Raw genomic sequence first — 15,969 nt, forward strand, 5'->3', positions numbered from 1 at the left:
ATTGAAGCTTTTAAGGGTTAAGCCTATTAACCACTGCTTGGAGAGACAAGCATGAATTATAGCTGGAACTGGGGTGTGCTCTTTGAGCAGACTGGTGTCGGTAGCGAGCTGTATATCCATTGGATGATTACAGGCCTTGGCTGGTTGCTGCTAATCGGTAGTATCGCTTGGGCGATTGCGATGGTCGTTGGTACTATTTTCGGTATTATGCGTACCTTGCCAAGCAAACCTGCGCGGGCGATCGGTACCGCTTACGTGACCTTTTTTCGTAACATTCCACTACTGGTGCAATTGTTTTTTTGGTTCTATATTGCCCCAGGGTGGCTGACACCGGCGCTACAAGAGTGGTGGTATAAGGAGCTCACGCCTAATACCTCAGCGATGCTCTCAGCCAGTATCGGCCTTGGTTTGTTTACCGCGGCGCGTATCGTTGAGCAAGTGCGCACGGGTATTGAGTCCTTGCCGCAAGGCCAGATTAATGCCGCTTACGCGCTAGGCTTTACGATACCGCAGGCTTATAAGCAAGTACTACTGCCGCAAGCCTTTCGTATCATCTTGCCACCCTTAAGCTCCGAGCTGACTAACTGCTTCAAAAACGCCTCTGTTGCCTCGCTCGTTGGGGTAATGGAGCTTATCAGTCAGACTAAGACCATTAGCGAATACACCCAAAATAGTCTTGAGATCTATACTTATGCGACGATTATCTATTTAGTGTTTAATCTATCGCTAATCGCCATTATGGGTCTGATTGAGCGAAAACTTCGCGTGCCAGGGCTTATTGCAGGGAGTCAGAAATGAATATGATGACCGAACTTGCGACCGCATACCCAGGCCTGATGGGCGGGATGATTACCACCTTAAAGGTGCTGTTTTTAGCGATTCTTGGCGGCATTAGCTTAGGCACCATATTGGCCTTGATGCGCTTGTCGGGTATCAAAGCCTTAGAGATACCGGCTAAGCTATACGTAAACTACTTTCGTTCAGTGCCCTTATTACTGGTACTATTGTGGTTTTATTTCGCGGTACCGATGATTTATTTTTGGGTGGCAGGTAAATACTTGCAACTCAACGCCGCTTTTGCCTCGTGTGTCGTCGCCTTTATGATGTTTGAGGCCGCCTACTTCTCAGAAGTAGTACGGGCAGGTATTCAATCCATCGGCAGTGGTCAGGTCAATGCAGCAAGAGCGCTTGGTATGACTTATGGGCAGACTATGCGCCTCGTTATTTTGCCGCAAGCCTTTCGCAAGATGCTACCGCTGATACTACAGCAGTGTATTATTCTCTTCCAAGATACCACTTTAGTCTTTGCGATTGGTTTGACCGACTTCTTCCGTGCCGCTTACGTGCGCGGGGAGCTGATGGGGTTACTCACCCCTTATATATTAGGTGCAGGGGCCGTTTATTTTATTATCAGTTTGACCGCTTCTATTGGCGTACAGCACGTGCAAAAAAAGCTCAGGTTTTAGCGTTTAATTTGACAAATTGATAGCAAAGGTTTGCGCAGTAAAATAGCGTAAACCTTCGCTGATATAGCGCTATAACTCATTTTAAATACATTGCAAAACTATTAAGCATAAGGCTAGGAGCCAACGATGAATAAGGCTAAGACATTTATAAATGACTTTGGCGGACTGGTGACAGATAACGGTCATGCTAGCGATGAGATAGTCATTGAAATGGATAGCGTCAGCAAGTGGTATGGCGACTTTCAAGTATTGACGGACTGTACCGCTCACGTCCATAAAGGCGATGTAGTGGTGGTTTGTGGTCCATCCGGTAGCGGTAAGTCGACCTTGATCAAAACCGTCAACGGCCTTGAGCCCTTTCAAGAAGGGCAAATCATGGTCAATGGGATCTCGGTTGGCGATTCAAAAACGAACTTGCCTAAACTGCGTAGCCGCGTGGGCATGGTGTTTCAGCACTTTGAGCTATTTCCACACTTGACGATCATTGATAACTTAACTGTGGCACAAGTCAAAGTTTTGGGCCGTAAAGAGTCTGAGGCGAAACAAAAAGGCATGGCTTACTTGGACCGCGTGGGACTAAGCGCGCAAGCGCCAAAATATCCGGCAGAACTGTCCGGTGGTCAGCAGCAGCGGGTAGCGATTGCACGAGCGCTGGCGATGGATCCGGTGGCGATGCTATTTGATGAGCCGACCTCAGCGCTCGATCCTGAGATGATTCAAGAGGTGCTCGATGTGATGGTAGAGCTGACCCGTGAGGGCATGACGATGATGTGCGTAACCCATGAGATGGGCTTTGCTAGTCAAGTAGCGAATCGCATTATCTTTATGGATGAAGGCTATATTGTCGAGAACTGTAGTAAAGATGAGTTCTTTGAAGGCGCAAAAAGTGATCGCGCTCAGCAATTTTTATCAAAGATTCTTAATCACTAACCCTCAATTATTAAGCAATCATTAAGCAGAAATCCTTACCGTTTAACTTTATGCGTCTTTTTATAAGGCGCTTTTTTATGCCAGCTGGTTTACTATAAATTCTCAGTTTACAAGCGTTTCTTTTTTACTGCTACAATAGGGGTCATCATCTCAAAACCCTATTTATATTTATTATAAAAAACTATCTTGGAGACTTTATGAGCATTGATGAATCATCGAAAAATTCTGGCATAGTTATCATTGGTGCAGGCCTAGCAGGCTGGCACGTTATTGATGCCATTCGTAGTAAAGATAAAGAGACACCGATTACCTTAATCACAGCCGATAACGCTGATCGCTATCACAAGCCGATGCTGACGATGGCCATTAGCCAAGATAAGAAGCCTGCAGACTTAGTGCGAGCGACAGGGGCGGATGCTGCAAAAGTAGCCAACGTCACCTTATTAGCCCAGACGCAGGTCAGTGATATCGATGCAGCAAGCCAAAAATTGCAGCTTATATCTGCAAATCGCTCAGATCCTGCCAACACCAATTACGCGGCTATCAGTTACGATAAGCTCGTACTAGCGATGGGCGCGCATCCAATATTTCCCAAGAGCTTGCCGGAAGATTTAGTCTGGCACGTCAACCACATTGAGCGCTTCGGTCAGCTGCAAGAAAAGCTAGCAACTGGCAGCCAGCATGTGGCTATCGTGGGCGCTGGGATGGTCGGTACCGAGATCGCGGAAGACTTGCTCAAAGCGGGTCACAAAATCACTTTGATTGATCTTAATGAGGCACCGCTTGCGCAAATGCTACCGGCGAAAGCCACTGCGCGTATTGCCCAAGCAATTGAGTCGCAAGGTATTGAGTTTTTGGGCGGTTATAAAGTGACCAATGTCGCACGCAATGATGATGATAAACTAGAAGTCAGCTATGAAGCGTTAGAGCTTAACGAAGGAGCTGAATCTAAAGAGTCTAAAACCATAACGGTCGATCATGTGATTGCCAGTACCGGCTTAGTCGTCGATGATAAGCTACCAGCAGCGGCAGGTATTGAGTTTAATCCGCGCACCGGTATTGTTGTCGATGCGCCAACCCTGCGCACCAACGCCGATAATGTCTATGCAATTGGCGACTGCATGTCTATCGATGGGGTGGCATGTCGCTATGTGGCGCCGCTACGCGCGCAGGCTGCGACTATCGCTGATGATATTTTAGGTCATGAGCATGCCGGCTACGACCATAAACCGCCTATGATCCGTCTGAAGAATAAAGCGATTGCGGTAACGGTGGTCGGTGTGCCACAGGCCGCTGGTAACTGGCAAGTCAAAACCGAAACGACCGATGAGCTAGTGATGGAATTGTACGATGATTCTGCCGATGATAAAGCTGTAAAAGCAACGGTGTCTATAAAAGTACCAGTAAAGCCAGCGGATAAGGCTTAATGGGTAGCGTTTTATCTTCAAAGGTATAGTAATTTAATTGCCAGTCTTTTATTTAAATGGGAGATTGGCTTTTTTATGGCTATTTATTTATTGCAACGGCTATTAATTATGTGAATGAGACATCTTGTATCAATATGATTGACAGAATTTCATTTCAGACGTTATAGTGAGTGAGTATAAAGGACAAACAAAGCACAATAGGTCTATCTATAAGCTTAATAAGCAAAACGAAAAAGTAAAACGAAAGGACTCGTTATGATTCAATCCCCCTCACTCAACACTGTCTCCAGCGATATTTTAAATAATATTCCAAAAATAAATATGGGCGCACGCTCCGCTAATGCACCTCTTATGCAAAGTTATGATAAAGGTCCCGATGTAGCGCTCATAGAAGCCACTATTGGCGATTTCTTTGATGCTATCGTTACTAAATATCCTGAGCGCGAAGCGTTAGTGGTGCGCCATCAAAATATCCGTTGGACTTATAAAGAACTGCAACAAAAAGTTAATAAACTCGCCAGCGCCATTATCGAGATGGGGCTTGAGATTGGTGATCGTATCGGTATCTGGTCGCATAATAACAGCGAGTGGTTACTGATGCAGCTCGCTACTGCTAAAGTTGGCGTCATCTTAGTTAATATCAATCCGGCGTATCGTACCTTTGAGCTGCAATACGCCCTAAATAAATTAGGCTGCTCAGCTCTGGTGCTCATGCGGCACTTTAAAAGCAGCGATTATGCGCAGATGATTCGCGAGCTTTGTCCTGAGATTTATCACAAAAATTTTAATCAGCTCGATTTAGTTGAGATACCGACGGTTGAGCGTATTATTTGGATTGATAGTGCAGCGGATGAAGAAGACTTTAGCTATATGCAAAAGTTCTCGGATTGGATAGCGGAAGGCGATGCCAATGATCCCCGTATTGCCGAGCGCCAAGCTCAGCTTAAGAACACCGACGCTATCAACGTACAGTTTACTAGCGGCACCACTGGGACACCTAAAGGCGCGACTTTAACCCATCGCAATATCTTAAATAATGGCTACTTTATCGGTGAGGCCATGAACCTCACCTTTGAGGATAGGCTATGCATTCCAGTACCGCTCTACCACTGTTTTGGTATGGTGCTAGGTAATTTAGCGATTTTGACCCACGGCGGCTGTATCGTTTATCCGAACGATGGTTTCGAGCCCCTTAGTGTCTTACAAGCCGTGCAAGAAGAGCGCTGTACCGCTCTGCATGGCGTGCCAACGATGTTTATCGCTGAGCTTGATCATCCTGATTTTGATAGCTTTGACTTATCGAGCTTACGTACCGGCATTATGGCAGGCTCTAGCTGTCCGATTGAAGTCATGCGCCGCGTCATTGACAAGATGCACATGAAAGAGGTAACCATTGCTTACGGTATGACGGAGACCAGTCCCGTCTCTTGTCAAACTAATGAGCATACCCCACTTGAGAAACAAGTCTCGACCGTAGGACTGGTACAGCCTGCGCTTGAGGTCAAAGTTGTCGATACTGAAACCGGCGAGATTCTGCCAATAGGCGCGACAGGCGAGCTACTCACAAAAGGCTATTCGGTGATGAAAGGTTACTGGGGTGACCGCTTTAAAACCCGCGAGGCGATACAAGACGGCTGGATGCATACCGGTGACTTAGCTACGATGGATGAAGATGGCTATGTCAAAGTCGTCGGTCGTAGTAAAGACATGGTCATCCGCGGCGGCGAAAATATATATCCTGTTGAGATTGAAAACTATCTTTATCGTCATCCCAAGATTCGCGATGTACAAATCGTTGGTATTCCTGATGAGCGCTATGGCGAAGTGTTGGCCGCGTGGATTATCCCTAAAGAGCCAGATAGCTTGAGTGAAGAGGAGGTCGAACAGTTCTGCCGCGATAATATCGCCCATTATAAAATCCCAGCTTATTATCGTTTTGTCAGTGAATACCCGATGACCATAACGGGTAAAATTCAAAAGTATAAAATCATTGAGCAGATGAAAGAAGAGTTAGGTTTGGTGTAACTTTGATTGAGTGTGGTTAGAGTGAGCTTTGAGATAAATTGCTAAGTAAAAAGATAAATGACAAGGAATACCATGAGCGCTATTATTAACAGTAAACTAAGCCCAAACTCCTTTGAGTTTCAGCAAAACAGTAGAGCAATGCAAGCTATCGTCGATGACTTGTATCAGCATTTAAGTAGAATTGCCCAAGGCGGTTCAGAGCGAGCTAGGGCCAAGCACCTAGCGCGCGGTAAGTTACTGCCTCGCGAGCGCGTAGAGCGTCTGCTCGATGTCGGCACGCCGTTTTTAGAAGTCGCCCCGATGGCGGCGCACGATATGTATGGCGAAGATATTCCAGCAGCAGGAGTCATTGCTGGTATTGGCCGTATTAATGGTATTGAGTGCATGATCGTCTGTAATGACGCTACCGTGAAAGGCGGCACTTATTATCCGATGACGGTAAAAAAACATTTACGCGCGCAAGAAATTGCACAGCAGAATCATCTACCTTGTGTTTATCTCGTCGATTCAGGCGGCGCTAATTTGCCCAATCAAGATGAGGTGTTCCCTGATAAAGACGACTTCGGGCGTATCTTCTTCAATCAAGCCAATCTGAGCGCGGCAGGTATTCCGCAAATCGCGGTAGTCATGGGGAGCTGTACTGCAGGCGGCGCTTATGTACCCGCGATGAGTGATGAATCTATCATTGTTAAAGACCAAGGCACCATCTTTTTAGGTGGCCCGCCACTGGTCAAAGCGGCAACGGGCGAAGAGGTGAGCGCGGAGGATTTAGGCGGCGGTGATGTACATACGCGCCTGTCAGGGGTGGTCGACTATTTGGCGCAAAACGATACGCATGCGTTATCCATTGCCCGCGACATCGTCGGACATTTAAACCGCGATGCGAAAGTCATTTCCAATCAAATCACCCCGCGACCACCGCGTTATGATGCCAAGGAGCTATATGGCATTATTCCGACTGATAAGCGTCAACCGTTTGATATTAAAGAAATCATCGCTCGTATCGTCGATGATAGCGCCTTTGACGAATTTAAAGCGCGCTTTGCTAATACTCTTATTTGCGGCTTTGCCCATATAGAAGGCATGCCTGTCGGTATTATTGCCAATAACGGCATTTTGTTCAGTGAGTCGGCGCAAAAAGGTACGCACTTTATCGAGCTGTGTTGTAAACGCAAAATCCCTTTAGTGTTTTTGCAGAATATCACCGGCTTTATGGTCGGGCGTAAATACGAAAACGAAGGCATCGCCCGTCATGGCGCCAAAATGGTGATGGCAGTTGCCAATGCCAAAGTGCCTAAATTCACCGTCATCGTCGGTGGCTCTTTTGGCGCGGGAAATTATGGTATGTGTGGCCGCGCTTATGATCCGAGGTTTTTGTGGATGTGGCCAAACGCTCGTATCTCCGTAATGGGCGGCGAGCAAGCCGCTTCGGTATTAGCAACGGTGAAGCGTGATAATTTTGAACGCAGTGGCGAGGCGTGGAGTGAAGATGATGAAGAGTCATTTAAAGCGCCGATACGTGAGATGTATGAAGAGCAAGGCCATCCTTATTATGCCACCGCAAGGTTATGGGATGATGGCGTGATTGATCCAGCAGATACGCGTCAGGTTTTAGCTTTAGGATTAAGCGCTGCTCATAACGCCCCTATCGAAGAGACCACTTTTGGCATTTTTAGGATGTAATTGGTTTTTCATCTTCAAAGATAAGTACGATAAATAAGATAGAGAATACTATGCAAAATGATAAATTAAACAACAACTATAACAATCTACTAGTAACCATAGAAAACTACGTCGCGACAGTAACTCTCAATCGTCCTGAGATTCGCAATGCTTTTAATGATGAAACCATTAGCGAATTGACAGCAGTTTTTGAGACATTAGGTCGAAGTGATGCGGTTCGCGTTGTTGTCTTAGCAGCAGCGGGCAAAGCCTTTTGTGCGGGCGCCGATCTAAACTGGATGCGCGCGATGGCGGACTATAATTATGAAGAAAATTTAGCCGATGCCGATAAACTCGCGCAAATGCTCAAAACAATTTATGACTGTCCCAAGCCCACTATTGCCGCCATTCAAGGTGACGTCTATGCCGGCGGTATGGGGTTAGTCGCAGTGTGTGATATCGCTATTGCCGTGAAGAATGCTAACTTTTGCTTGAGTGAAGTGCGTTTAGGTCTGGCGCCGGCGACTATTAGCCCTTATGTGATAAAAGCATTAGGTGCGCGTGCGTCGCAGCGTTATTTTTTGACCGCCGAAGTGTTCAATGCAAAAAAAGCACGGCAACTTGGGTTTATTCATGAGCGTATCAGTGAAGAGAGTCTTGATGATACGGTCGCTACGCTATGCGCGAAGATTGTCAATAATAGCCCCGATGCTGTTAAGACTTGCAAGCGCTTACTCCATAATATTGCAGGCGAGAGCATTGACGATGAGTTAATCGCTGATACGGTAAAAGAGATTGCTGATATTCGCGCGTCAGAGCAAGGCAAGGAAGGGGTGCAAGCCTTCTTGCAAAAGCGTAAGCCTGATTGGTTAGCTGATAAGGAATAGTAACCAATTAAAATGAAGATAAAATATCAAATATAAAGCACAGGAATTGCTATGTTCTCCAAAATACTCATTGCCAACCGTGGTGAAATCGCTTGCCGAGTGGCGGCTACTGCCAAGCGTTTAGGCGTACGTACAGTCGCGGTTTATTCAGATGCCGATCAATATGCTAAGCATGTCGCTGTTTGTGACGAAGCCGTTTATCTCGGCGGCTCTGCGCCCAAAGATAGCTACTTGAAAGGTGATGCTATCATTGCCATTGCTAAGGAGCGTGGCGCTGAGGCTATTCACCCAGGCTATGGCTTCTTGAGTGAGAATGCCGACTTTGCTGAAGCGTGCCAAGATGCTGGCTTAATTTTTATTGGGCCGTCAAGTGTTGCCATTCGAGCGATGGGCGGTAAGTCGGAGTCTAAACGTTTAATGGAAGCGGCGAATGTGCCGCTCATTCCCGGTTATCACGGCGATAATCAAGACAGCGATTTTTTAAAGGCTCAAGCGGATGCTATCGGCTATCCAGTATTGATCAAAGCTAGTGCGGGTGGTGGCGGTAAAGGTATGCGTATCGTTGAGGATAGCAAGAACTTTACCGATCTTTTAGAGTCTTGTCGCCGTGAAGCCATCACCAGCTTTGGCAATGACCAAGTGTTGATCGAAAAGTATGCCCTCAAACCGCGTCATATCGAGATTCAAGTCTTCGGCGATAGCCACGGTAATTACGTGCATCTGTTTGAGCGCGATTGTTCCGTACAGCGTCGTCATCAAAAGGTGCTAGAAGAAGCGCCTGCGCCTGACGTTGATGAGTCCATGCGTGCTGCAATGGGCAGGGCGGCGATTGATGCCGCGCGCGCGGTCGATTATGTCGGTGCTGGTACGGTAGAGTTTATCGTTGAGCAGCGCGACACGGGTATGAGCTTTTATTTCATGGAGATGAATACGCGTTTGCAAGTCGAGCATCCTGTGACTGAAGCGATTACGGGTGTCGATTTAGTTGAATGGCAATTACTGGTTGCAGCGGGTCAGAAGCTGCCGAAGTCTCAAGATCAGCTTAAGATAAACGGTCATGCGATTGAGGCGCGTATCTGTGCTGAGAATCCTGATAATGACTTCTTGCCAGCGACGGGCACGCTATTTACTTATCAAAAGCCCACGCACAGCACTTTTACTATTAGCACCAATGACCAAGGTAATGATGTGCGTATCGATGATGGCGTGCGCGAGGGTGATGTAATTAGCCCCTTTTATGACTCGATGATTGCGAAGCTTATCGTCCATGCGCCGACTCGCGCGCAAGCGTTGGCTAAACTGGATCGAGCGTTAGCACTCACCCGTATCGTCGGCCTACCGAATAATGTAGCGTTTCTACGTTATGTGATCAATACCGACTCCTTTAGTCAGGCTAATCTGGATACGGCGCTTATCGCGCGCGAAGCAGATGAGCTATTTAATCAGCATCCATTGAATTTATCGACACTAGTGACCACCGCTGTCGTGCAGCAGTTGGCTAGTGAGACAGATAATATTAGCCTCAATAATAATGCTAACGACCCTTTTAGTCAGGCATCTGCATTCCGTGCTTATTCCGACTACTCACGACCTTTTAGTCTGATCTTCAATGAGCAAAACTACCTTGCCTATATTAGCGATTGGCACAATGCTAGTAATACAAAAAGTCAAAAAAATGCGGATAATAGCCAGTATTTTTCTTTAACCATCAAAAAAGATACGAATGGGCTTGATGCTGATAATTCTAAAAGCAGTACTGTAGAGAAGTCAGATGAGTGTTTATATAACGCTCAAGTCAGCTACCATAGTGATGACGCTCATAACCATACTTTATGGCTCGATGATGCGCGTATTAAAGCGCAAAGTTGGACGCATAACGAGACGGTTTACGTCTTTACTGACACCGGTCGCGATCAGATTAAGCTCATCGACGTCATGGCGCATGTGGGTGGAGATACTGCTGCAGTAGGTAGCCTAAAGTCGCCTATGCCCGGGCAAGTTATCGCATTCAAGGTCGCTGTTGGTGATAGCGTCAAGCAAGGGGAGGCGTTGGCGGTGATTGAAGCGATGAAAATCGAACATACCATTACCGCACCAACTGACGGGGTAGTAGCCGAATTGCTATTCTCTGCGGGCGACTTAGTGGCTGATGGTGATGAGCTGTTACGTATTGATAGCGAAACGAGCGAAGCTTAAGGATAATAACTATGAATAACTCTTACCCAAAGCACGTTTCTATCGTCGATGTTAGTCCGCGTGATGGCTTGCAAAACGAATCAATGACCGTGCCAACCGCAGTGAAGCAAGCATTGATCGAAGACTTAATCGCGGCAGGGATTAAGAAGATTGAGACCACTAGCTTTGTGTCGCCAAAGTGGGTGCCACAGATGGGCGATAATAGCGAGCTCATGAACGCGCTTGAGCCTAGCCGTCAAGATGATGTCATCTATTCGGTGCTCGTGCCGAATATGCGCGGCTTTGATAATGCTGCTAAGCATCACCCTGATGAGGTGGTTATCTTTGCCTCAGCGAGTGAAACCTTTAGCCAAAAAAATATTAATTGTAGTATCGATGAGAGTATTGAACGGTTTGCGCCAGTGGCTGCTGCTGCAAAAGCGCAAGGCATCAAAGTTCGCGGCGTGATTTCCTGCACGGTCGGCTGTCCTTATGAAGGCGAGATTGACCCCAGCCAAGTCGCTTATGTGACTAAACGCTTGGTTGAGATTGGCGCAGAGCAAATTGGCGTTGCCGATACCATAGGAGTAGGCACGCCCATCAAAGTGAAAAAGGCCTTGCAAGCGGCTTTAGAATATATCGATATTGAGCACATCTCAGGGCACTTTCATGATACTTATGGACAGGCGCTGAGCAATACCTTAGCGGCGCTCGAGATGGGCGTAAGTGAATTTGATACTTCAGTAGCCGGCCTCGGTGGTTGTCCTTATGCCAAAGGCGCTACGGGTAATGTCGCTACCGAAGACGTGGTCTACATGCTGCATGGTATGGGTATTGAGACTGGTATTGATCTAGATAAATTAGTCGTTGCAGGTGAGCGCATTAGTGAATTTCTAGGACGCCGTAACGATTCTAATGTGGCGCGGGCTTTGATTAATAAGCGTTCAATTTAAGCAATCACATTGTAGTTAAAGTAAATAGATACCATTGGGTATAGCTGGCACAAATTTTATGCGCTTGCTGTGTGACTTCGTCACTCCAGAGGCTTCAAAAAATTTATTCCAGCCATACCATTTTTATACATGCTATATTTTTATATAAGTATTCTAATTCTAGTAACAGATTAAAAGAGTATAAATAAGGAACCATTATGAGTTTACCCGGTTTAGATTTTCAGCTTGGCGAAGATATCGATGCTTTGCGTGATGTGGTGGCACAGTTCGCCGCCAAAGAAATTACCCCACGCGCAGGCGAGATTGATAGTAGCGATGAGTTTCCAATGGATCTTTGGCAAAAAATGGGCGATTTAGGCTTGCATGGCATTACCGTACCTGAAGAATATGGCGGCGCTAATATGGGGTATGTCGCGCATATGGTGGCGATGGAGGAGATTAGTCGCGCCTCAGCTTCTATTGGTCTAAGTTATGGCGCACACTCAAACCTTTGCGTCAATCAAATCAAACGTAACGGTAATGAGGCGCAAAAGCAGAAGTTTTTACCGAAGCTAATCACCGGCGAGTTCATCGGCGCTTTAGCTATGAGTGAGACGGGTGCAGGTTCTGACGTCACTAGTATGAAACTCAAAGCCGAAGATAAAGGCGATGTCTATGTGCTAAATGGCAGCAAAATGTGGATTACTAACGGTCCAGATGCCGATGTCATGGTGGTCTATGCCAAAACCAATCCAGAGCTTGGCGCGCAAGGTATCACCGCTTTTATTATCGAAAAAGGTATGGAGGGTTTCGGTACGGCGCAGAAGCTCGATAAGCTCGGCATGCGCGGTAGCCATACTGGCGAGATGACGTTTAATAATGTTAGAGTCCCCAAAGAAAACATCTTAGGCGGTCTGAATAATGGGGTGAAAGTACTAATGAGTGGGCTTGATTATGAGCGCGCGGTATTAGCGGCTGGTCCTATCGGCATTATGCAAGCCGTGATGGATAATGTTGTGCCTTACATTCATGACCGTAAGCAGTTCGGTCAAGCGATCGGTGAGTTTCAGCTTATCCAAGGCAAAGTCGCCGATATGTATACTATCTTGCAGGCCGGACGTAGCTTCTTATATACCGTTGGCAAAAACTTAGATATGCTGGATGCCCAAGGTGCTGGTCATAGCCGGCAAGTACGCAAAGACTGCGCTAGTGTGATTCTATGGTGCGCAGAAAAAGCCACACTTATGGCGGGCGATGGCATCCAAATCTTTGGTGGTAACGGCTATACTAATGAGTATCCGCTCGGTCGCTTGTGGCGCGATGCTAAGCTATACGAGATTGGTGCAGGGACGAGCGAGATTCGCCGTATGCTGATTGGACGCGAATTGTTTAATGAGACTAAGTAAGTAGTTTAGAGTCGATTTTGTAATAGAAAAAGCAGTAAGTCCAAGACCTACTGCTTTTTTATTTGTAACGCCCTTAATATAGCTTTAAACCATCAGTTGCTTTTTGCTATGATCGAAATACCTAGCTAAGCCGTTGAGCAGTAAGTCATCACGTAGCCTTACCGGACGATTGACGTGCTCGGCGATCATAGTCGCATCACCGCCGGTCATTATTAGCTCAAAATTGGGGTGCCGATGAGTAATCTCATTGATAGCGCCAACGATAGATAATAATATCCCGTGATGTACCGCATCCTGTGTGGTTATCCCTTGAGCGATACTATCAAAAGCACCGTTCGAGATAGTAATCTGCTTAGTACCTGAAAATAGCGATTCGCGCTGCAAATAGATGCTCGGAAAAATATAGCCGCCCAAATGCTCGGCATGATCGATCAAATCTATCGTGACCGCTGTCCCGCAGCCCACCACACATTGGCGCTTCGTTTTATCCACTGCGCCTAGCATCTGTAGCCAACGATCACAGCCCAGTTGCTTGGCATCATAACGACTGCTCATCAGCGCATGAGAGGCATCGACATTCACAAACTCAAAGGGAATGTTAAGCCGACTGAGCGTCTGCGCTACTTGGCTATTGAGCTCATCGCCAAGCACCGATGAGATACCGATAAAATCAGGCGCATAGCGCTCAAATCTATCAGTCAGGCCCATGAGTAGCTCAGCAGGCGCTTGCAGATGCTGCCGTGCATTGTGCGAGACAATCTGCCCAATATCGTCCGTCAGCCAGTATTTCAGTCGGGTATTACCTAGATCTAGCCAGAGCATAGTGTTTCCTTATTGGCCCTTTATCTAGTGCTCGTTAGGTCTCATTTATGACATCAATGCGACCGGTAAAAATTGCTGAAATATTACCGTTATCTTGCTGTAATTGCAAACAGCCGTTTGTATCGATCCCATAAGTCTGGCCTTCGAGAATGTACTCCTCATTATTGAGATTTTGCGTAATTCTTACTTTCAAACTTTTGAGTGCATCTTGCTCTTTAAACTGTTGGTTAAATTGAGCCATTGCATACTGAGTAGAGCTGGGCTGTAAATTAGACTTTTCAGCTGCTATATTTTTGAAGCACTCAACAGCGTCTAGTAAAGCCTGACTGATTTGCTCATACATCACAGCTAAGCTTGGTAAAGGCTCTAGCGGATTGTCCTTTTCATCTTTTTTTATCGACTCATAAATATCTTGTAAGCTAATAGCTTGATAACTCATGCCTTCTAGCGTTTGCTCCGTCAGCTTAGGAGTCGCCGCTACATTTAATCCTACGCCTATAACGATGCCTTTTAGCTGACTTGCTATCCATACCGGCTCAATTAAAATGCCAGCTAATTTATTAAAAGCGATGAGGTTGTGTTTATTAAAACCAAAGTTTAAATCTTGCTTTTGCAGCGGATAAAAACCTAAATCATTGGCCCATTTTACGCCAATAGGCGTTTTTGTTTGCGCTGTCAATTGCAAGTTAAGGGCTTGAATCACAGGCATTTTTGCTAAATTAGCACCGATAATTAATGACAGCAGACCGCTGATAGGGATGCCAATCGGATGATATAACGACAAATAGACGTTGCCAATGGGTGATTGCCAAGAGCGCGTATGCTGCCCCCGTCCCGCTGTTTGTGTCTCAGCAGTTAGTAGCTGTCTATCGTTGGCACTTAAAGTACCAGATTGTATAGCTTCTATTAGCTCGCTATTGGTCGATACACTCGTCGTGACATGACGGTGGGTAAGCGCGCCAAGGCTAGTGGTTTGTATAGATAAAAACATATCAGTAATCGCTGTAATCAATAGGCTTGTAGCACTATAGCCAATCCACTATAAAATAAATACAGTGCTACTGGAATGAATTTTTCGCAGCCTCTGGGAATGCAGCACGCAAGGAAAATTTATACCAGTAGCACGCTACTTTAGCCGTACTCTTTTTATTTAGGATTAACTATAGCGGTTGTGCTTCTAGGAATTAAGTATAAAGCAAAGTCACAATAAAAGTTTTTGCTATACTAAGCGCCTGCTACTACTAGCTGAATGCTCAATTATGAGCTAAAAATATATCTTATTAAATAGCAGTACCATAAAAGCGCAATGAAACAGCAGGATAATAACACCGTAAAATAAAGGGTTTCGATAATGTTATATGTATGGTTTGTGATTGCCGGCGCATTTGCTGGCGTCTGCGCGGGATTATTCGGAATCGGTGGCGGCATGATCATCGTGCCTGCGCTAGTTTGGATTTTTACCGCGTATAACTTCTCGCCAGAAGTCGTCACTCACTTAGCCGTTGGCACTTCCTTAGCGACTATTATTATCACGTCCATTAGCTCATTGACCGCGCATAATAAACGCGGCGGGGTGCGCTGGGAGATCTGGCGCGGTATGGCTATTGGTTTAGTGGTTGGTAGCGTCGTTGGTGCGGGAATTGCCGATAGGATCAATGGACAAGCTTTGCAAGCGATCATCGGTGTTGGCGCGTTATTAGTCGCGCTAAAAATGCTATTTTTCTCCAATAAGGAACAGTTAGGCAAACCGCTACCCTCTAAAGGCATACAGTTCGGAGCAGGGACAGGTATCGGTATGGCGTCGTCTATCTTTGGGATCGGCGGCGGTAGTTTGACCGTGCCATTTCTGAATTGGGCAGGGCTACCTATGAAGCAAGCGGTCGGCACTTCTGCCGCTTGTGGTTTGCCCATTGCGGTGGCGGGAGCACTGGGGTTTGCATGGTTTGGTCAAGATGTCGTTAACCTACCTGAAGGAACTATCGGTTTCGTACATATCATCGGCTTTTTATGCATATCGGTCGCGAGTTTTATCACTGCTAAAATTGGCGCAAAGCTAGCGCACCAACTACCGGCGCTAATGCTAAAACGGGCTTTTGGGGTGTTATTGATATTTGCAGGCGGTCAGTTGTTTTTAAGCGGGATTGGGGTGTTGTAACTACCTTCTTTTTGAGTTTTTTTTGGAGTAAGGACGTTTATATTCAAAGAAAAGCGACTGAGCATTCTCACGACAAAGCTGA

The 15,969-nt window shown here is 46.3% G+C and carries 13 protein-coding genes; 11 read left to right on the forward strand and 2 right to left on the reverse strand.

The window, feature by feature from the left end; genetic code table 11:
* Window positions 1-51 precede the first annotated feature (51 nt).
* The 10 genes from ACS8FD_RS05700 to ACS8FD_RS05745 all read left to right on the forward strand — a co-directional run bounded on the left by ACS8FD_RS05700 (window position 52) and on the right by ACS8FD_RS05745 (window position 12,910).
* Window positions 52-798, forward strand: coding sequence for an amino acid ABC transporter permease (locus ACS8FD_RS05700; protein WP_201559335.1), 747 nt, complete (start codon window positions 52-54; stop codon window positions 796-798).
* Window positions 795-1,466, forward strand: a complete 672-nt coding sequence (locus tag ACS8FD_RS05705) for an ABC transporter permease subunit (protein WP_439274873.1) — start codon at window positions 795-797, stop codon at window positions 1,464-1,466. The genes ACS8FD_RS05700 and ACS8FD_RS05705 overlap by 4 nt, the downstream gene beginning before the upstream one ends.
* 210 nt (window positions 1,467-1,676) lie before the next feature.
* Window positions 1,677-2,396 carry an amino acid ABC transporter ATP-binding protein gene (locus ACS8FD_RS05710; RefSeq protein WP_439274952.1) on the forward strand — a complete coding sequence of 240 codons (720 nt, stop codon included), beginning with the start codon at window positions 1,677-1,679 and terminating at the stop codon, window positions 2,394-2,396.
* A gap of 197 nt (window positions 2,397-2,593) precedes the next feature.
* A complete protein-coding gene (locus tag ACS8FD_RS05715; protein ID WP_439274874.1) occupies window positions 2,594-3,823 on the forward strand; it encodes an FAD-dependent oxidoreductase in 1,230 nt (409 codons plus the stop codon).
* 255 nt (window positions 3,824-4,078) lie between these two features.
* Window positions 4,079-5,848: an AMP-binding protein gene (locus ACS8FD_RS05720; protein ID WP_439274875.1), complete on the forward strand. Its 1,770-nt coding sequence runs from the start codon at window positions 4,079-4,081 to the stop codon at window positions 5,846-5,848.
* 72 nt (window positions 5,849-5,920) lie between these two features.
* On the forward strand, window positions 5,921-7,531 hold the full coding sequence (locus ACS8FD_RS05725) for a carboxyl transferase domain-containing protein (RefSeq protein WP_439274876.1): 1,611 nt from the start codon (window positions 5,921-5,923) through the stop codon (window positions 7,529-7,531).
* Window positions 7,532-7,581: 50 nt separating this feature from the next.
* A complete protein-coding gene (locus ACS8FD_RS05730; RefSeq protein WP_439274877.1) occupies window positions 7,582-8,397 on the forward strand; it encodes an enoyl-CoA hydratase/isomerase family protein in 816 nt (271 codons plus the stop codon).
* A 51-nt stretch (window positions 8,398-8,448) separates the two neighbouring features.
* On the forward strand, window positions 8,449-10,593 hold the full coding sequence (locus ACS8FD_RS05735) for an acetyl/propionyl/methylcrotonyl-CoA carboxylase subunit alpha (protein ID WP_439274878.1): 2,145 nt from the start codon (window positions 8,449-8,451) through the stop codon (window positions 10,591-10,593).
* A gap of 11 nt (window positions 10,594-10,604) precedes the next feature.
* Window positions 10,605-11,525 carry a hydroxymethylglutaryl-CoA lyase gene (locus ACS8FD_RS05740; protein WP_439274879.1) on the forward strand — a complete coding sequence of 307 codons (921 nt, stop codon included), beginning with the start codon at window positions 10,605-10,607 and terminating at the stop codon, window positions 11,523-11,525.
* 197 nt (window positions 11,526-11,722) lie between these two features.
* On the forward strand, window positions 11,723-12,910 hold the full coding sequence (locus tag ACS8FD_RS05745) for an isovaleryl-CoA dehydrogenase (protein ID WP_439274880.1): 1,188 nt from the start codon (window positions 11,723-11,725) through the stop codon (window positions 12,908-12,910).
* 84 nt (window positions 12,911-12,994) lie between these two features.
* Here ACS8FD_RS05745 and ACS8FD_RS05750 read toward each other — a convergent pair whose 3' ends face one another.
* Both ACS8FD_RS05750 and ACS8FD_RS05755 read right to left on the reverse strand, forming a co-directional pair.
* Window positions 12,995-13,732, reverse strand: a complete 738-nt coding sequence (locus tag ACS8FD_RS05750; RefSeq protein WP_439274881.1) for a pantothenate kinase — start codon at window positions 13,730-13,732, stop codon at window positions 12,995-12,997.
* A 34-nt stretch (window positions 13,733-13,766) separates the two neighbouring features.
* On the reverse strand, window positions 13,767-14,723 hold the full coding sequence (locus ACS8FD_RS05755) for a biotin--[acetyl-CoA-carboxylase] ligase (protein WP_439274882.1): 957 nt from the start codon (window positions 14,721-14,723) through the stop codon (window positions 13,767-13,769).
* Between the two features lie 360 nt (window positions 14,724-15,083).
* On the opposite strand from ACS8FD_RS05755, the gene ACS8FD_RS05760 reads away from it, so the two are divergent.
* The gene (locus ACS8FD_RS05760; protein WP_439274883.1) at window positions 15,084-15,887 is read left to right on the forward strand and encodes a sulfite exporter TauE/SafE family protein; all 804 of its coding nucleotides are present in this window, start codon (window positions 15,084-15,086) and stop codon (window positions 15,885-15,887) included.
* Window positions 15,888-15,969 lie beyond the last annotated feature (82 nt).

Source organism: Psychrobacter sp. 1U2 (assembly GCF_051847575.1).